Genomic DNA, 18,870 nt, shown 5'->3' on the forward strand with positions numbered 1-18,870 from the left:
ACTCAGGCCTTGAAAGCCGCTTAACAGAAATGTCCAACTTTACGGGGTCACTTCATGGGCGACGGGCTTGTTATTTACTTTGCTACTTTGTTGTCTTATTGCTTCGACAACTATTAGGTGAAGGAGAGTGGGATTTTCCTTACCTTTTTGCTGGTTTTTTTACTCGATTTATTTGGTTTTCTTTTACTTGAGTTTGGAATCATTCCACCTCCTAAATCATTGTTTGGTTTTGTCTTTCAATCGATTGTTTTCCTTTAAAGCAACTGCGATGTGGGTATTCACAGTATGGGCACTCATCAATGGAGAGATTAACAAGTACTTTAGATAAAGCATAAACGATGCCAAAATGTAAGTTATTGATAAATCTGTTATCAATATTGTAGGTGTTTCGGGTTCGTCAATTTGACTGTCAATTTGAGAAAATACCGGTGTGATCTGTTTAAATTAAGAACACTCTCTACCGTTTCTGTTGATTAGGCATAGATACAGCATTGCTTAACACGTAAACTGAGTCGTAATTCACATAGACCAAGGACGTGCTATGAACCTCAAACTTGATACTCTTGCTCCCACTCAGATTTATCACCTGATGACACAAACCGTTGTGCCTCGCCCGATAGCGTGGGCATTAACGGAATCTTCCGACCAAGAGTACAACCTAGCGCCTTTCTCTTATTTCACGCCTGTTTCCAGCAATCCGCCGCTACTGATGTTATCAGTTGGGAAAAAGCCGTCGGGCGAAATCAAAGATACCACTCGTAACGCCTTAGAAACGGGTAAGCTAGTGATTCACATTGCTTCTTCAAGTTCTGCCGAAACAATGACAGCAACAGCAGCTACACTCGATTACGGTGATTCTGAAGTAACCGCGAATAATATTGAGCTGGTTGAATTTGAGGGGTTTTCTTTACCGAGAGTGAAAGAGTGTGCGGTCGCTTTTGGCTGCACCTTGTACGAAGTAAAAGAAGTGGGAGAGGCGCCTCAGAGCCTTATCTTTGCTCAAGTTGAAACCGTGTACATTTCCGAAAATGTGATTGATAAAGAGAGTGAACGTCTGAAGATTGATGCGATGGCATTGGACCCTTTATCTCGACTTGGTGGCGGTGAATACGCGACGCTTTCCAATGTGTTCTCTGTTGCACGCCCTAAATAGTGTAACGATTTAGCTTAAGCAGAATCGCAGCCCTAGAAATCCATTACCTTAAATTTAAGTGTTCCTAAACTTATGTTAGATACCCAATACTCGCAGTACATCCAACACCGAATTGACCAAAAAACCAAGCCACTCGGTGCGCTTGGCTTACTAGAAAAAGTCGCACATCAACTGGCATTGATTCAGAGCCAAGGCAAAGAAACTGCGGTTGAGCACATCGAATTGAATAAGCCACGTATCATCATTTTTGCTGGCGACCATGGCATAGCAGATGAAGGTGTGAGTATTGCTCCAAGTGCCGTCACGCAACAGATGGTGTTGAACTTCTTAAGCGGTGGCGCAGCGATTAATTGCTTTTGTGCGGTAAACAACGTCGAAATTACAGTCGTGGACACTGGGATTTTGTTGCCTGTTGAATCTGACAGCGACATGTTGATTTCTCAGCGCTTAGGTACGCGAACCAATAACTTTGCCAAAGAAGCGGCAATGAGTTTAGAAACTGTTGAACGTGGGATTGAACTGGGAGCTGAGCTTGTATCTAGAACCATTTCGAATGGCACGAATATCATCATGTTTGGTGAAATGGGCATCGGCAATACTAGCAGCGCGTCTGCCATCTTAAGTGCGCTAGCAAACCGAACTGCAGATGAGTGTGTTGGTTTAGGCACTGGTATCAACAATGAACAGCTTGCACGTAAAGTGGCGGTGGTTAAGCAAGGTGTTGCTCGTTGCATAAATCCTGACGCAAAAGAGGTGTTAAGCCAAGTCGGCGGTTATGAAATAGTTCAAATGGTGGGGGGCTTCCTTGGCGCTTACGAAAACAGAACCCCTGTGTTGGTCGATGGTTTTATCGTGTCGGTTGCGGCGTATGTCGCGACTCTAATTGAACCGAGTTGCCGTGATTACATGATCTTTGCACATCGCTCTGAAGAGTCAGGGCACAAAATTCTATTAGAGCTGCTAGACGCTGAGCCACTGCTCGATCTTGGATTGAGATTGGGCGAGGGCACAGGTGCTGCGCTAGCTATGCCAATAATTCGTGCGGCGGCAGAGTTCTATAACAACATGGCGAGTTTTGCGAGTGCTGGAGTCACGGTTTAATGAGTGATGCACCAAAAAGATCGTTGAAAGATAGCATCACATACCAATGGGAACTTTTTTCGTTGGCGATGGGTTTCTTTTCTCGTTTGCCGATGCCGAAGAATACGCCTTATTCAGAAGAGCGCATGAATCGTTCGGGTCGCTACTTTTCAACGGTTGGTTTGTTACTTGGTGTTCTGTGTGGTGGTGTGTTCTTGCTACTCGATGCAATACTGCCGAGTGCAGTGGCCATCTTTTTGATGATGAGCTTTAGCTTGATGCTAACCGGTGCTTTCCATGAAGACGGCTTAACCGATATGGCGGATGGTATTGGCGGCGGTATGACCTTAGAACGCCGTTTGACCATCATGAAAGACAGTCGAATTGGTACTTATGGCGCGTCTGCACTGGTTATGGCTCTGCTTGGCAAGTGGGTTCTATTAAACGAACTAGCGAATATGACAAATTTGTTTATGGTTATCGTGACCAGTTATACCTTTAGCCGTGCAATTGCTGCATCACTGATTTACGACATGCCTTACGTTAGCGATTTAGATACCAGTAAAAGTAAGCCATTGGCGAACAAGCAAACTAAAGGTGAACTTGTCTTTTTATTGCTTGTGGGCGTTCTGCCTAGCTTGTGGTTTGGTCTTGAGCTCGCTTTGGTTTTATCTGTCGTCGCCTATCTGTTTAGATTAGGTTTCAAAAAATGGTTATTGGCTCGAATTGGCGGCTTTACTGGCGACTGCTTGGGTGCGGCTCAACAGTTGATGGAGTTGCTGATTTACCTTGTGTTCATTACTGCTTTTTACAATGGTTTTCAATAACAGGTTCCTATGACAAACACGAATCAAGCTAATCAAATTAATCAAGTAAGTCAGCGAAATAGCCATCTGGTATTGGGTGGAGCTCGTTCTGGTAAGTCTAGTTTTGCAGAACAACAGGCATTATGTGCACTTGAAGCATGTTCAAATGGACGCCTCAACTATATTGCGACGGCCACTTATTTGGACGACGAAATGCGTGAGAGAATTGCGCATCATCAACAACGTCGTGGCGAGCTGTGGATTGAGCATGAAGCCCCTGTTGAATTAGCCGAAAAACTGCAGTCTTTTGATCAAAACGATGTGGTGTTGATTGACTGCCTAACTTTGTGGTTGAACAACATTATTTTTGAGTTGGGTGATGATGCGATCAATGAACAGGTTGAGGCCGTGGTTGAAGTTTTAGTGAAAAGCGTAGAGCAAAGCCCAGCGCAAATTATCATGGTTTCTAACGAAGTCGGTTTAGGTGTGGTGCCGCTAGGTAAAGTGTCGCGCCTATTTGTCGACAATGCGGGTCGCATGAACCAAGCGCTAGCTCGCGTCGTTGAACGCGTTACGCTGGTTGCAGCAGGATTACCATTGAGCTTAAAACCGTCGAGCCATTCGACTCAAAGCTCGACTCATAATTAGATTGGTATCAAAGGTTAGTTGAACAAATGGAAAATGGAACAACCAAGAACATCTATCTACTAAGACATGGCAAAGTCGAAGGCGAAGCGGCACTTAATGGTTTATCTGATGTGTTGGTTAATCCTGATCTTCAAGATCGGATATGTGGGGCGCTGATAAAACAAGATATTGCCTTTGATTGCGTGGTTACCTCACCATTAAGGCGATGCAGCGACCTCGCAAACAGATACGCACAGCGTATGTCTGTGACTTTATCTGTAGCACCAGACTTTCAGGAAATGAACTTCGGTGACGTTGATGGTGTCCCATTTGATGAGCTTGAAGACAAGTGGGGAATGCTAGAAACCTTTTGGCAAGATCCTGCTAATCATCAACTGACTGGTGCAGAAAGTTTACAGAGCTTCCACGACAGAGTAACTCAAGCTTGGTCGCAACTTTTGGACGATCCAAGTGACAATCTATTATTGGTTACTCATGGTGGTGTGATTCGCATATTGTTAGCGCACTGCCTTGATATCGATTGGAAAAATCCGAGTTTGTACTCGAAGCTATCGATAGAAAACGCGTCGATAACTCATATTCAAATCACTCAGTTTGCGCAGAGCTTTACCAGTGTCAAATCGATAGGGCTACCTGTTCTCTGAGTGTTCAAAAAACACAGTTTAAGAGTTAACAATCTATTGGACCTGTAAATTGAAACAGAAACAGAAACAGAAACAGAAATAGAAATAGAAATAGAACCAGAAATAGAAGTATAAAGCGGCGTTTACAGCCGCTATACCAGATTGGTATTACTACCTACGTGAAAGGAATTTAGTCATGACAACACCGAGTTGGGATCTAAGCATTGCTTATCGTGATCTTGATGATGCAAAAATCGAGCAGGACATTGAACTCATCCAGCAGTGCATTGAGCTGTTGTACCTACACGTTGAAAAGCGTCATATTATCCTAGCGATGCAAAACGCCATTCAAACTTCTGAAGCGGCAGGCACGTTACTGAGTACAATCAACACCTTCGCTAACTGCCACGCATCGGTAGACGCGACACACACAGAAGCCAAAGCACTGCTTGGTCGAGTTGCGAAACTGAATTCTGAAATGTCTCAAGCGTTCAGCCCTTATGAAGACACGCTAATCCACGCAGAACCAGAGTTTATTGATGCAGTTTTAGAGCATGACAGCGCAGATGTAGCAGGACAACGCTTTGCGATTGAAAGCTCGCGTAAGTTATCAAGCAGCCGCCTTAGTGTTGCTGAAGAGCAGTTATTGGCCGCGATGAAGGTTGATGGCCGTGATGGATGGGGTCGTTTGTACGATAACTTAACCGGTTCTTTAAAACTGTCGCTAAAGCTGAACGGTGAAGACGAAGCGCTAGGTTTTTCACAAGCTGCGAGCTTGTTGTACGGCAGCGAATTCGACAAACAAGAACCGGCATGGCGCGCAGTCCAAGGCGCAATGAAGACGCACCAAGAGTCTTTTGCTTCAATTCTAAATGCGCTTGCGGGTTGGCGACTGACAGAGAACAAAAAGCGCTCGAAAATAAGCGACGTACATTTCCTTGATCCAAGCCTACACGCCAGCCGCATCGTACCTGAAACGCTAGACACCATGATGTCGGTAGCAAAGGCAAATCGCGAAGTAGGCCAGAAAGCAGGTCTGTTAATGGCAAGAGTTCACGGGCTTGATGAAATGAAGCCTTGGAACCATTTAGCCGCGATGCCTCCGCTGGGTGACAGCGAATCTAAGGTTTATTCATTTGATGAAGCGATTGAAGTGATCAAAACCGCTTTTGCTGAAGTCAATCCAGAGATGGCTGATTTTGTCGCATTAATGGTTGAGAACGGTTGGATTGATGCCGCTCCGGCTGCGAACAAACGTTTAGGCGCGTACTGCACCAAGTTTGCTGCGACACGTACACCTCTTGTGTTCATGACATGGAGCGGTAGCCGCTCAGACTTAATGACATTGGCACACGAACTAGGCCATGCGTTCCATAACTGGGTGATGAAAGACATGCCTTTGTGTCAGACGCGCTACCCAATGACGCTAGCAGAAACCGCTTCAATCTTTGCTGAAAACATCGTCCGTGACCACTTGTTAAAACAAGCACAAACACGCAATGAGAAACTTGAAATGTTGTGGGAAGAGCTTTCTTCTTCACTCGCTTTGATGGTAAACATTCCAGTACGTTTCGAGTTTGAGAAAGCCTTCTATGAGCAGCGTGAAAAAGGTGAGCTAACGGCTCAGCAGCTGTGTGACTTGATGGAAACCACTTGGAAGGAGTGGTATGGCGATGCAATGACAGAAGCCGACCCTTACTTCTGGGCAAGCAAACTGCACTTCAGCATCTCTCAAGTGAGCTTCTACAACTACCCATACCTGTTCGGTTACCTGTTCAGTAAAGGTGTTTACGCTCAGCGCGATGCTAAGGGCGAACAATTCTACGGTGATTACGTTTCCTTGCTTCGTGATACGGGCAGCATGATGGCGGAAGAAGTCGTTCAAAAACATTTGGGAATGGACCTGACTCAAGCTGACTTTTGGCAACAAAGCATCGACATGGTCAAAGTTCAAATCGATGAATTTGAAAGATTGCTCGATCAGGAAGATTAATTGATCTCAATCTGTTCATGGTAGGTAAGAGCTGTGTTAGCTTACGTGGCTCTTATCTTGCTGATATAAACAGAGATAACCAAAAGTCGTTCTAAATAGGTAAAATTATTTGGAATAGATGTCGGTTAGTAAAGTCAGCAGGTAATACAAAAATATATGGGTAGTATTTGTGAGTGATAACGGAGTTTCTATTGATAAGTGCGATCCTAGCAACACAATTTCTATGTACAATTTATTAACATACGGCCGTGCAATTAAGGAGTAGCGCATGACGAAGACCCTCTTTCGCCAATCATTTCTTTTTGACAGCCTAGATCTTGAGCAAGAAGTGGTTGCAGGACAGACCGTACTGAGTAACGGTGTTCAAATTAAGCTTCATCAACGCGGTGTATTGGAAGTGATTCCCGCAGAGTATAATTCTGAGACCAAGAACATCATCTTTTCAACAGGTGTTCATGGCGACGAAACTTCACCAATGGAGCTGATTGATAAGCTCATTGAGGATATTGAAACCGGCTTCCAAGTCGTGACAGCAAGATGTTTGTTCATCATTGCTCACCCAGAAGCGACCAATGCGCATACGCGTTTTCTTGATGTGAATATGAACCGTCTGTTTGATGAAAAACAGTACGAGAGTAATCGAGAAGTGGACATCGCGAAGAACCTTAAGTACTTGGTTACTGAGTTTTACAAGGAAACGGTGCCTGCCACTCGTTGGCACTTAGATCTGCACTGTGCTATCCGTTTGTCTAAGCATTACTCTTTCGCCGTAAGCCCTAAGGTTCGACACGAAGTTCGCAGTAAAGCCTTGTTCGATTTCATTAACAGTGCTCACGTTGAAGCGGTGTTGTTATCCAATGCGCCAACGAGTACTTTCAGTTGGTACAGCGCTGAAAACTTTGAAGCCCAAGCACTGACAATGGAGCTAGGGCAGGTAGCAAGAATTGGTGAGAACCAGCTTGATAAGTTAACTGCTTTCGATTTGGCAATGCGCAATTTGATTGCTGAAATAGAACCAGAGCATTTGCCAAAGAAAACCATTACTTATCGCGTAAGCCGAACCATTGTTCGTTTGCATGATGATTTTGATTTCATGTTCTCTGATGCCGTTGAAAACTTTACGGCGTTCAAGCACGGTGAAGTGTTTGGTCATGATGGTGATAAGCCATTGATGGCGAAGAATGAAAACGAAGCAGTTGTGTTCCCAAATCGCAACGTTGCTATCGGTCAACGAGCGGCCTTAATGGTGTGCGAAGTTGAAACACGATTCGACCACGGTCAGCTTGTGTACGATTAATACCTACTCGGGTTTAAACGACGAAAACAACCGCCCAACTGGTTGAAATATCAAGGTTCACATTACGGTGTGAGCCTTGAGTTTATTTGGGGATACAGGTAAGGTTACGCGAACAATTTCAAAGTAGCTTGATATGGATTTCCAACAACTTCTTCACCAAAAACAGCGAAAATGGACCCGAGCCATTTATCTGATGGCTGCACTGCTTGTCACGCTGAGTGCGATTTATCTAATGGTTGGCGATCTCTTCATTTCCCCTCTGGGCTCCATGTCCACGTTAGAACAAAAACTACTGATTGATTTACGCTTACCTAGACTATTGGCGGCTATTGCGATCGGGGCTGGGTTAGCTGTATCTGGCGCAAGCTTACAAGTCTTATTGGGTAACGTATTAGCAGAGCCCGGTGTGCTCGGCATTTCTGGTGGTGCAAGCTTAGCGATGGTGATCGTGCTGTTCTTCTTACCGTTTGCTCCTACACCAGAACTGTTCATGATTGCCGCCGTTTTAGGCTCACTCTGTTTTACCGTGATTCTAGTGAGCATGGTTAAAACGATGCGACTGACTACGGCCAAGTTATTGCTGGTGGGTGTTGCGTTAGGCATTCTTTCTGGCGCGATGGTGACGTGGGCGTTCTATTTTAGTGATGACCTCAGCCTACGCTTATTGATGTATTGGCTGATGGGCAGCTTAGGTGGCGTCACTTGGTACCAACACTCGCTCACCTTAGTAATGATCCCCGTGATTATCTGGCTGTGCCTGCAAGGTAGCAAGCTAGACAAACTCATGATTGGCGAGACCCATGCTGCGCAGTTAGGCGTGAACGTTCCGAGATTACGTTGGCGTCTAATCTTCGCTGTGTCTATTTTAGTCGGCTGCGCAGTAGCGTTAGGTGGCGTGATCAGCTTTGTGGGTTTGGTGGTGCCACACTTACTCCGTTTAGCGATTGGTACCGACAACCGATACCTTCTTCCTTTGTCTGCCGTTGCAGGTGCCGCGTTACTGGTGTTTGCTGATATTTGCGCACGTACATTACTCGATTCTGCAGAATTACCCTTGGGTGTGATGACCACCAGTATCGGTGCACCAATCTTCATTTGGATGTTAATTAAAAATCATGATTCAAATTAAGAGCCTGAGCGTCGGCGCTCGTTTATTACCACTATCATTTGAGCTCAAGCAAGGGCAGGTGACTCATGTTATCGGTCCTAATGGCAGTGGCAAAAGTACCTTACTAGAAGCGATATCTGGCGTTGGTGATGGCTACAAAGGTGATATCAAGCTCGATGGGCAAGACTTATCTGTGTTGTCGTTACAAGACTTATCATTACACCGTGCTTATCTGTGTCAAAGTGCAAGACCGGCCTTCAACTTGGAAGTGTTCCAATACCTTGCGTTATCACTGCCAAGTTCATCGCACGGCCTTGATACTGAAATCAACACGGCTTTGGAAGAGATAAGCCAGATGTTGGACATCACAGACAAACTTCATCGTTCAATTCAGACACTGTCTGGCGGTGAATGGCAACGCGTTCGCTTGGCGGGAATGTGCCTGCAAATTTGGCCGACGCTTAATCCTTACGCAAAGCTCCTGATCCTCGACGAACCTGCAGCGCCGTTAGATATTGCTCAAGAAGCGTTGCTGTATAAGCTTATCGAACGAGTGGCTGAGAAGGGCATTGCGGTTATTATGGCTAACCACGACCTGAACCGAACCTTGAGGCATGCCGACCAAGTACTGCTGCTCGAAAAGGGCGTACTACAAGCATCAGGCAGTGCAGAGCAAGTGCTTGTGCCTGAACAGCTAGAATCCGTATTTAACACGCAAGTAAAAAGCATCTCGGTCGACAATCAAACTTACCTATTGTTTGGTTAATTTAGGCTCATCAATACAAGGCAATCTCTATGTTTAGATATATTCAACGACGACGAATCAAGAAAGTAATCAAATCACTTTCTGCAAAGTTGGTGAAAGCGTACGGAAGCAGTGATTTTTTCTCTATTGGGCAAGTAGAAACGAGTTCATGTGAATTGAGTAAGCGCCAACAACTGGTTGCCTTAGCATTGTTTGCTGATCCACAAGACCTTGCTGCTGAAATTGCTCCAGCCATTCAACTGCTGCGTAATGATGTGTCTAATGACTTCTTCGGTGGTGAGGAATATAACGCGCGTGATGTACTTAATTTGTTGGGCGGTGGCGGTTGGAAGGGCGGTCGTATGGACGATGATATGTCGAATCGATTTGGCATGAATAGCCGCTATTAGTTTAGCTCGTTCAAATTAACGTTTAATGATTTATCCATTTATAAACGTATACGCTCAATAGCTTAGCGACTTTACAGCAGTCTCAACAACGTAATAATAATGATGATAAAAAGCACTCAATATCATTATTTATGCGAGCGTTTCACTCCAATTAATTCAATGAAAAAATACCTTCCTAGCGATCTATTTTCTTAGGGAATGCGTAATTTTTGTCGGTAAAAATTGATAATTCGAACCAATATCATCTATCTCTAACGCATTTCTTTGAGTTGTGTGATTCTGATTCCTTTCAAAATAAATCCCACTTTTATTGATAGTTATGACGTATATATTTTCCGTGTTCTTTAAGTCAGAAACTATAAACCCTCGAACTGCAATCTTGATTAGTCAATGTCCAATCAATATTGCATACGGGGGTAAAATAATAGAGAGTGGGAAAGTGAAAATAGCAAATAATAATATTCTAAAAATAGCAGTGGGTATGGCTATGCTATCGAGTGTGCCGTCAGTGGCAAATGCTCATGGTTGGTCTGAATTTCCAAGCGCACGTCAGAACACCTGTTACGAGCAAGGCGGAGTTTGGTCGGGTACACCACCAAATGCTGCATGTGCTCAAGCGAAAGATATTTCTGGATCATACCCGTTCGTTCAACGTAACGAGTATGCGAAAAACATTCAAGACTTCAACAACATCAATGCAGTGAAAGCGGCGATTCCAGACGGCACGTTATGTTACGCCAATGATTCGCAAAAACGTGGCATGGGTGCACCTCATACAGGTTGGACTCGCACCGAGTTAAGCACTGGTACATTTGAATATGTATTCAATGCGACTGCACCACACAACCCGTCATTCTGGGAGTTCTACCTAACCAAACCAAACGCCGACCTGAGCAAAGGCCTAGCGTGGGGAGATTTAGACCTTCTCCAAGAAGTTGGGAATGTTCCTGTAAGTGGTGGCAAATACCGTATCAACGTAACGATTCCTTCAGACCGATCTGGCGACGCAATCTTATACGTACGTTGGCAACGTGACGATGCAGCAGGAGAAGGCTTCTACAACTGTTCAGACATCACAATCGCCGGTGGTACAACTCCTCCACCAGAGCCGGGTCCGGTGCCTGATCTAGTCCGTGGCGACCTGTTTGTTTCTGACCAGTTTGGTACGCCAGAAATTGGTGATACGGTTAAGTACGACATCATCAACAAGTACGGTGAAGTCGCGCGTAGCTTCGACATCGTTATCGACGCTTCAAACGTTAACGATTGGGCTCGCTTGTTGGCTTCAGAGATTAACGGCTGGCACGAAGAGTTTAAAGATGGCGCGATCTTCATTGGTGACTGGCACACTGAAATGCAGCACTACATGTACTTCCAAAACGATCCTTCACGTAACTTCTTTAACTCAAAAGATAGCCGTGCTTCTGGTCAGTTAACGCTGATTGATGGTGGCGACGGTGGTGTTGAACCATTGAAAGGCGACATCTACGAGCTAGTGAAGAGTGACAACGTTGTGAATGCTGGCGACAAAGTTGTGATTGCAACAAGCGAAGCGGCGACATTGACTCAAACTCAAGGCTCTTCAGTAAGCATTCAAAATAACGGCACGGCTTCTATCGTAGTTGATACCACTGGCATCACTGCAAACGAAACTCTATCGTTTATGGCTAGTTCTATCGAAAGTGATAGTGTTGAAACCTTCACGTTCGAAGTGATTGCCGATGACGGTGGTGTAACACCAGACCCAGATCCAACGCCGGATCCTGAACCGACTCCAGACCCAGACAATGGCACGTGGGACTCATCAGCGACTTACCTTGGTGGCGAAGTCGTGACTTACTCGAACCAGTCGTGGAAAGCACAATGGTGGGTTCAAGGTGGTACAAACCCTAAAGCGACCTACGAAAATGATCAGTGGGGCGTTTGGCGTCCAGCTAACTAGTCAGCTAGTCAAACTAAGTAACTAAATAAATAAGACACCACACTCTATTGATGAGTGTGGTGTCTTTTCTTGTGGGAGAGATAAACAAGTCGACCGTGAAGGTAATTGGGTTTAGGGTAGGGCTTTGTTATACCTGAATGTCCGAGTGCTTCGAATATCCACGGTTTAGTAATCTTTTACACATTAGATAGAAAAGACTTTTTGATGAAAAAATCTCAGATACTTGCCAATACAATCAAGAATCAGATAGAACAAAACATCTGGCTTAGTGGTGAGAAAATTCCATCGATTAGAGACGCGTGTAAACGTTATAAACTCAGTATCGAGACGGTACTTCAGGCGTATCAACAGCTTGAAGACCAAGGCTATGTGCGCTCGAAGCCTAAATCTGGCTATTTCGTGTTACCGCGCAGAAATGTGTTCACCTCAGAACTCGCACAACAAAAAGCCATCAAGCCGTATCCCGTTAAGATCAGCGACCTGCTTTACGATGTACTTCAACGAGCCAAAGACCCTAGTATCATTCCACTCAGCTCGGCATTTCCAGACCCTGCCTTGTTTCCGCATCAAGCGTTGTCGCGCAGTTTAGCCAATGCCAGTCGTCAAATGCCCGATAACAGCATGCTTACTAATCTGCCACCGGGCAGTGAAACATTACGCAGGCAAATCGCTCAACGCTATCAGGCTGGTGGGTTAGATGTATTGCCCGACGATATTGTGATCACGTCAGGGGCAATGGAAGCACTTAACTTATGCCTGCAATCCTGTACCGAGCCGGGTGACTTAGTCGCGATAGAGTACCCTGCGTTTTACGGTGTGTTACAGACTATTGAAAGGCTTAATCTTACCGCTGTTGAGATCCCGACCGACTCTGAAACCGGTATCGATTTAGATGTGTTGGAATCGGTTTTTGCTTCAATGAACATCAAAGCGTGCTGGTTCATGACAGAATCGCAAAACCCAGTGGGTTATTCGATGAGTGATGGAAACAAGCTGCGGTTGGCCGAGTTGGTGAATCAACATAAGATCCCAATGATTGAAGACGATGTGTATCGTGAGCTTCATGTCGGCAACCAAAGCTCATTGCCTGCTAAAGCCTATGACACCGGCGAGCAAATCATGCTGTGCGGTTCGTTTTCCAAATCATTGTCGCCCGGCTTTCGAATCGGTTGGGTAGTTGCAAGGAAACAAGCGTTAAAGATTCAGAGATTGCAGCACCTTTCGACGCTCTCAAGCAGTATTCCTATCCAACTTGGACTGTCTCATTACCTGACGTTTTATAGTTATGACAACCATCTTAAAAAACTTCGCAAGCTTTTGAATGAAAGGAAGAAGGCACATATTGCATTGTTAGAATCTAGCTTACCTTCAAGTGCGATGGTGCATAAAAGCCAAGGTGGTTACTTCCTTTGGATAGAGTTGCCTCATTCTGTTTGTGTTGAGAAGCTTTATGAGCAAGCACTTGAACACAACATCTCTGTCGCGCCGGGAATTATATTCAGCAGCGACAAAAAGTTCTCTCATCACATCCGTCTCAACTGCTCGTACGCTTGCGACGACAAAATCGCAGAAGCCATTCGTACTCTAGGTGGTTTGATTCAGACAATGCAATTACAAGCCTAAGTCGTTAGCTGAGTTACCGGCTGCTCCATACTTCAACGCTAGTCTCTACTGACTGGATAAATAATCTGTTCTGTTTTTTAACAACAAATCTGTTCTAGTTTGGTTTGTTCGAACTGTGCTGAAATACGCTCCAATTCTTAATATGAAATCCATCATTATGATGTTTGGAGCTTAAATGTTTGATGTAGTTGAATTGTCGCGTTTACAGTTTGCGCTAACCGCTATGTTTCACTTTCTCTTCGTCCCGTTAACTATTGGTATGTCTTGCTTATTGGCGATCATGGAGTCGATCTATGTGCTTACCGGTAAGCAAATCTATCAGGACATGACTCGCTTTTGGGGCAAACTTTTTGGTATTAACTTCGCCTTAGGTGTCACGACCGGATTAACCATGGAGTTCCAGTTCGGCACCAACTGGTCTTATTATTCTCACTATGTCGGCGACATCTTTGGTGCTCCTCTTGCTATCGAAGCGCTTGTTGCATTCTTCCTAGAATCCACCTTTGTTGGACTGTTCTTCTTCGGTTGGGAAAGGCTATCCAAACGCCAACACCTTGTGGTGACTTGGCTGGTGGCGTTGGGCTCTAGCTTCTCTGCGTTATGGATTCTGGTAGCTAACGGTTGGATGCAAAACCCGATTGGGTCAGAGTTCAATTACCAAACCATGCGTATGGAAATGACTAGCTTCGCCGAAGTGGTGCTCAACCCGGTGGCTCAGGTTAAGTTTCTACACACAGTCGCTTCGGCTTATACCTGCGGTGCGATGTTTATCCTTGGCGTGAGTTCATACTACTTGCTGAAAGGTCGTGACGTTGCTTTTGCAAAACGTTCGTTTGCTGTCGCAGCTTCGTTCGGCATTGCTTCTATCATATCGGTGATCGTATTAGGTGATGAGTCGGGCTATGAACTGGGTGACGTCCAAAAAGTGAAACTTGCGGCGATTGAAGCTGAATGGCACACCGAACCGGCACCTGCGGCGTTTACTTTGTTTGGATTACCAAATCAAGAACAAGGCAAAACCGACTTTGCTGTGAAAATTCCCTATGTGATGGGGATTATTGCAACGCGATCTTTGGACGAGCAAGTGACGGGACTTCATGATCTGCGTGATCAACATTTAGTGCGTATTCGAAACGGTATTATTGCTTATGAATTGCTAGAGCGCTTGCGATCTGGCGATACCTCACATGAGACAGAACGAGCTTTCGATCAAACCAAACATGACCTCGGATATGGCTTATTACTTAAGCGATACACAGATACCGTGACTGATGCTACTGAACAACAAATCCAACAAGCAGCCGATGATTCAATCCCAACTGTGTGGCCTCTGTTCTGGTCATTCAGAATCATGGTGGGTTGTGGCTTCATTATGTTATTTGTCTTTGGCGCGGCTTTCTTACAAACCTATCGTAAAAACATCACTCAAAAGCCTTGGTTATTGAAGGCGGCACTTTGGTCAATTCCATTACCTTGGGTGGCAATCGAAGCAGGTTGGTTTGTTGCGGAGTATGGTCGTCAGCCATGGGCGGTGGGTGAAATCCTCCCTGTTGCGGTCGCGGCATCGTCGCAAACCGTTGAGAACTTGCTGACGTCTCTCGCGCTAATTATTGGCCTCTACACGGTGTTCATCATTGTTGAAAGTTACTTGATGATTACCGTCGCTAAAAAAGGCCCAAGCAGTTTGAAAACGGGGCGTTATCACTATGAACAAACAACAACATCACTTGAAGCCAAATTGGCACAACAAGTTCAACAATAAGGTGACTGACTCATGTTTGAATATGACACATTGCGTTTAATTTGGTGGGTGCTAATCGGTGTACTGCTGATTGGTTTTATGATCACCGATGGCTTCGATATGGGAGTTGGAGCGTTGTTACCGTTTATCGGTAAAACCAATTCTGAAAGACGAGTGATGATTAACTCCATTGCACCCCATTGGGACGGAAACCAGGTGTGGTTAATTACCGCAGGTGGCGCGTTGTTTGCGGCTTGGCCTCTGGTTTATGCGACATCGTTTTCAAGCCTTTATGTGGCGATGTATTTGGTGCTTATTTCATTGTGGTTGCGTCCTTTGGCGCTTGAGTATCGAGCAAAGATCGACAGCGATCAGTGGCGACAAGTATGTGACTTGGCAATCTCGTTCTCAGGCTTCTTCCCTCCAATCTTGTTTGGGGTGGCGTTTGGCAATTTGATGCAAGGCTTACCTTTTACGCTCAATAGCTTCTTGATGGTTGAGTACCATGGTTCGTTTATCGATTTGATTAACCCATTTGCGCTTTTGTGTGGCCTGGTTGGGTTATTGATGGCGCTGTTACAAGGCAGTGCGTGGTTGATGATGAAAACCACAGACGCAGTGTACAAAAAGGCAAGAACGGTGACGCAGGCGAGTGCTGTACTTATCGCTTTCCTCATGGTGATTGGCTGTATGGCGATAAACCATATTGACGGGTATCTGATAGTCAGTGCGATGGATCATAGCTCGGCTTCGAATCCTTTGAACAAAGAAGTCATCACACAAACAGGCGCTTGGTTAACCAACTTCGATACGTACCCTTGGATGTGGTTTGCACCGATCGGCAGCGTGACTATTCCATTACTGGCTTTGATTGGCGCAAGGTTGAAGTGGGATGCGATTGCTTTTATTAGTTCCAGCCTGACTAACGCTTGCATCATCTTAACGGCGGGTTTCTCGATGTTCCCGTTCATTATCCCGTCTAGCGTTAACCCGAGTAATAGCCTAACGCTGTGGGATTCAACATCGAGCGAACTGACCTTGAACATCATGACAGGCGTAGCATTCGTGATGGTGCCAATCATTCTGTGTTATACCGCGTTCAGTTATCGAACCATGTTTGGGCGACTCGATAACGAGTATGTCGAACGCAACGGCAATTCACTGTATTAAGGAGTTTCTCATGTGGTATTTTATTTGGATATTAGGCTTATTTCTAGCCTCTGCATTTGCAGTTTTGAATGTCATCAGCCTAGAGAAAAGTGACTCAGAAACTGAGTTCTGATTGACCTTTGATTCATAAAGAGACCAGAAGCATGATGCTCTGGTCTTTTTTATGAGCCTTCCTAAAGCGTAAGGTTTGGTTCTTCCTTCGTGGTACAAGATGGTAAGACTTAAATCGAGTTAGCTGCATTCTTTTAAGTACACCTATATCTCAACTCTATATAAGATTTAATCAAAACAATTTCATCTAACCTATTGTTAAATATTTACTATTTGATAGTGTGTCTAGGTGCACATTAAGGATGTGTTTCATATTTAGCGATGAAAATAGTAGGAGTTGCGATGAGTATTATAGTGAGACGGTCTGAACCGTCAGATGCAAAGGGAATCAAAGAAGTTTACGAATGCACTAATGCTTATACCGGTACGCTGCAACTCCCAAATCCATCTCTGGAAAGCTGGCAAAAACGAATCTCTAATATGCCTGACAACGTGTACTCGTATGTCGCGATGATCGACGATGAGATTGTTGGCAACTTGGGGATGGAAGTGTGTGTAAACCCGAGAAGGCGTCATGTTGCTTCATTCGGTATGGGTGTTAAAGACGATGTATTAGGCAAAGGTGTCGGTAGTCAACTGCTCGCGACCGCGATCGACTTGTGTGATAACTGGATTAACATCAAACGACTGGAGCTAACGGTGTACACCGATAACGAAAGAGCGATCAGTCTCTACAAGAAATTCGGTTTTGTTATTGAAGGAGAGTCGGCTGGGTTCGCTTTCAGAAATGGCGAATATGTGGCGGCTTATCACATGGCACGACTGGTATAGTGTTCTGCTTCTAATACAAGGCTCCAATTACCACAGCTAGGGTTTTCTAATAGATAATAAAACACCACGTTAAAATAACGTGGCGTTTTCGATTTCAGTCAACTGCGGCTTTAAAGTGCTTCAGTTGTAGCCTTACTTAAGCCGTTAGAGGCTCAAGGTTCGCAGGGCGGTAATGTACAGATTTTAGTACTTTACCTTGGCGAACTGTCTTGCCTTCCGATACGAAATCTTCCGCACACTTAGCGATGATGTATTCACCTTTTTGAACAGCCATTAGTTTGATGTTCTGCTCAGCATAGAAAGCTTCAGTTTCTGCGTATTCTGTTTCGTTACGGCACACTTTACTCATGTTGCTTGAGTGTACTTCGTCCCAACAAGGCAGAAAGTCGATTGAGCGGTTTTTAGAAACATTCAACAGTAGGTCGATCAGGTAGCTGATTGCTAGGTTGTCTTCTACCTTAGCTTGGCCAAGGTGAACTAAACGTCCCATCAAAACATAAACGCTGTCTACAATAGCGTCCGCTTGTTCGATTTTAGAGTCAGCTTCTGCAAGTTCTGTTAGTTCTTCGATCGCTAGAGATGTGTGTAGCGTATCGCCTTTTTCGTCCATTGTTTCAGGAGCAGCAACAGGCAGATCAAAAGTACTGCGGAACTCTTCAATGTCGCGGTAAAGGTGATCGTAGATTTCTTGGCTTAGTTGAGAAAGGTTCATTTTCCTATCCATTCTGTTTCGTTAATGGGGTATTTTACCAAAGCTGGGAATAGGGTGCTAACGCAAAGTCGACTTTTATTCATTGGTTTAATGAGGTATCTTGCATAAAAACTAATTGATTAATATATAATTTACAGTAGGCCACACGTAATATTGCCAATCAGTTCTCCGTCGTAGGATCACAGTTATGCACCAAGCTAATGAAAGTGAAGTTGTTATACGTCGTTTGTATCAAATCACCAATGATTATCGAAAAGGGTTCGATATTCAGATCGCTCAGCTGCTTATCATGGGGCTTGAACGCTTCAACCTTGATATTGGTATCTTATCTAAAGTCGAGGGTAATACTTACTTAGTTGAACACTCTGTCACACCTGAAGGGGTTGAGCTCAATAGTGGCGATATCTTCGACTATAGTTCGACCTATTGTGAGATTACGTGCAAATCTGTTGGCCCTATTTGTATTGAGCATTGCGGTAAACATGATAAGTATGCGACACATCCTGCCTACCAATCTTTTGGGCTAGAGTCTTATATTGGTATCCCGATTTTCGTCAATGATGAGCTTTATGGCACCTTAAACTTTTCAAGCCCAGCTCCCTATCATCGCGAGTTTAAAGAGTTCGATATCGACGTCATGCGGTTAATGGCGTCATGGATCGAAGTGGAACTGGTTAGAAGACAGCAAGAACGTAAACTGACAGAGTTAAATGAAAAACTTGAATATCAAGCTTTGTACGATCCTCTTACACACTTGCCGAATCGACGTTGCTTGTTCAAAACGTTGAATGCAGAAGTGGAGCAGTTAAAAGGCTCTCTAGGTAAAGGGACACTAGCCGTCGTAGACATCGATTTCTTTAAGGTCGTTAATGACACTTACGGTCACCAAATGGGTGACGTTGTTTTAAAGAAAGTGGCAAACGTTCTGCGCAATAAT

General features: G+C 44.7%; 19 protein-coding genes. 18 read left to right on the forward strand and 1 reads right to left on the reverse strand.

Going from position 1 to position 18,870, the window contains the following annotated elements; genetic code table 11:
• The 17 genes from AB6D80_RS21125 to AB6D80_RS21205 form a co-directional block, all read left to right on the forward strand.
• The coding region (locus AB6D80_RS21125; RefSeq protein WP_372189516.1) for a hypothetical protein at positions 1 to 191 on the forward strand (191 nt) is incomplete at its 5' end.
• Between the two features lie 350 nt (positions 192 to 541).
• Positions 542 to 1,153: a flavin reductase family protein gene (locus tag AB6D80_RS21130; RefSeq protein WP_012604130.1), complete on the forward strand. Its 612-nt coding sequence runs from the start codon at positions 542 to 544 to the stop codon at positions 1,151 to 1,153.
• Positions 1,154 to 1,225: 72 nt separating this feature from the next.
• Positions 1,226 to 2,254 carry a nicotinate-nucleotide--dimethylbenzimidazole phosphoribosyltransferase gene (gene cobT, locus AB6D80_RS21135; RefSeq protein ID WP_372099835.1) on the forward strand — a complete coding sequence of 343 codons (1,029 nt, stop codon included), beginning with the start codon at positions 1,226 to 1,228 and terminating at the stop codon, positions 2,252 to 2,254.
• Positions 2,254 to 3,060 carry an adenosylcobinamide-GDP ribazoletransferase gene (locus AB6D80_RS21140; protein ID WP_372189518.1) on the forward strand — a complete coding sequence of 269 codons (807 nt, stop codon included), beginning with the start codon at positions 2,254 to 2,256 and terminating at the stop codon, positions 3,058 to 3,060. Before cobT ends, AB6D80_RS21140 begins: the two co-directional genes overlap by 1 nt.
• A 9-nt stretch (positions 3,061 to 3,069) precedes the next feature.
• Complete coding sequence (gene cobU, locus AB6D80_RS21145) at positions 3,070 to 3,687, forward strand: bifunctional adenosylcobinamide kinase/adenosylcobinamide-phosphate guanylyltransferase (protein WP_009846934.1); 618 nt, start codon at positions 3,070 to 3,072, stop codon at positions 3,685 to 3,687.
• 26 nt (positions 3,688 to 3,713) lie between these two features.
• The gene (locus AB6D80_RS21150) at positions 3,714 to 4,331 is read left to right on the forward strand and encodes a histidine phosphatase family protein (RefSeq protein WP_009846933.1); all 618 of its coding nucleotides are present in this window, start codon (positions 3,714 to 3,716) and stop codon (positions 4,329 to 4,331) included.
• 175 nt (positions 4,332 to 4,506) lie between these two features.
• Positions 4,507 to 6,303 (forward strand): M3 family oligoendopeptidase, encoded by a 1,797-nt coding sequence (locus AB6D80_RS21155; RefSeq protein ID WP_372189520.1) that lies wholly within the window; start codon positions 4,507 to 4,509, stop codon positions 6,301 to 6,303.
• A 268-nt stretch (positions 6,304 to 6,571) separates the two neighbouring features.
• On the forward strand, positions 6,572 to 7,600 hold the full coding sequence (locus AB6D80_RS21160; protein ID WP_017102184.1) for a succinylglutamate desuccinylase: 1,029 nt from the start codon (positions 6,572 to 6,574) through the stop codon (positions 7,598 to 7,600).
• A gap of 133 nt (positions 7,601 to 7,733) precedes the next feature.
• Positions 7,734 to 8,729: a vitamin B12 ABC transporter permease BtuC gene (gene btuC / locus AB6D80_RS21165; RefSeq protein ID WP_372189522.1), complete on the forward strand. Its 996-nt coding sequence runs from the start codon at positions 7,734 to 7,736 to the stop codon at positions 8,727 to 8,729.
• Entirely contained in the window at positions 8,716 to 9,474 is a 759-nt protein-coding gene (gene btuD / locus AB6D80_RS21170) for a vitamin B12 ABC transporter ATP-binding protein BtuD (RefSeq protein WP_017096954.1), read from the forward strand. Before btuC ends, btuD begins: the two co-directional genes overlap by 14 nt.
• Positions 9,475 to 9,503: 29 nt before the next feature.
• The gene (locus tag AB6D80_RS21175) at positions 9,504 to 9,863 is read left to right on the forward strand and encodes a DUF6559 family protein (protein ID WP_009846928.1); all 360 of its coding nucleotides are present in this window, start codon (positions 9,504 to 9,506) and stop codon (positions 9,861 to 9,863) included.
• A 481-nt stretch (positions 9,864 to 10,344) separates the two neighbouring features.
• Positions 10,345 to 11,805 (forward strand): lytic polysaccharide monooxygenase, encoded by a 1,461-nt coding sequence (locus AB6D80_RS21180; RefSeq protein ID WP_372189531.1) that lies wholly within the window; start codon positions 10,345 to 10,347, stop codon positions 11,803 to 11,805.
• A gap of 204 nt (positions 11,806 to 12,009) precedes the next feature.
• Positions 12,010 to 13,428, forward strand: a complete 1,419-nt coding sequence (locus AB6D80_RS21185; protein ID WP_372189523.1) for a PLP-dependent aminotransferase family protein — start codon at positions 12,010 to 12,012, stop codon at positions 13,426 to 13,428.
• A 175-nt stretch (positions 13,429 to 13,603) separates the two neighbouring features.
• Positions 13,604 to 15,190 carry a cytochrome ubiquinol oxidase subunit I gene (locus AB6D80_RS21190; RefSeq protein ID WP_372189525.1) on the forward strand — a complete coding sequence of 529 codons (1,587 nt, stop codon included), beginning with the start codon at positions 13,604 to 13,606 and terminating at the stop codon, positions 15,188 to 15,190.
• 12 nt (positions 15,191 to 15,202) lie between these two features.
• Entirely contained in the window at positions 15,203 to 16,339 is a 1,137-nt protein-coding gene (gene cydB, locus AB6D80_RS21195) for a cytochrome d ubiquinol oxidase subunit II (RefSeq protein ID WP_372189526.1), read from the forward strand.
• A gap of 10 nt (positions 16,340 to 16,349) precedes the next feature.
• A complete protein-coding gene (gene cydX, locus AB6D80_RS21200; RefSeq protein WP_017099703.1) occupies positions 16,350 to 16,451 on the forward strand; it encodes a cytochrome bd-I oxidase subunit CydX in 102 nt (33 codons plus the stop codon).
• 281 nt (positions 16,452 to 16,732) lie between these two features.
• Positions 16,733 to 17,221, forward strand: coding sequence for a GNAT family N-acetyltransferase (locus AB6D80_RS21205; protein WP_017109820.1), 489 nt, complete (start codon positions 16,733 to 16,735; stop codon positions 17,219 to 17,221).
• A gap of 136 nt (positions 17,222 to 17,357) precedes the next feature.
• On the opposite strand, the gene AB6D80_RS21210 is transcribed toward AB6D80_RS21205, so the two are convergent.
• The gene (locus tag AB6D80_RS21210) at positions 17,358 to 17,933 is read right to left on the reverse strand and encodes a nucleoside triphosphate pyrophosphohydrolase family protein (RefSeq protein ID WP_017059167.1); all 576 of its coding nucleotides are present in this window, start codon (positions 17,931 to 17,933) and stop codon (positions 17,358 to 17,360) included.
• A gap of 187 nt (positions 17,934 to 18,120) precedes the next feature.
• Here AB6D80_RS21210 and AB6D80_RS21215 point away from each other — a divergent pair.
• Positions 18,121 to 18,870, forward strand: a 750-nt coding sequence (locus AB6D80_RS21215; protein WP_372189529.1) for a diguanylate cyclase, incomplete at its 3' end; no start/stop codon positions are given.

Origin of the sequence: Vibrio sp. 10N.247.310.17, from assembly GCF_041466605.1 — a bacterium.
GTDB classification, from domain to species: domain Bacteria; phylum Pseudomonadota; class Gammaproteobacteria; order Enterobacterales; family Vibrionaceae; genus Vibrio; species Vibrio tasmaniensis_A.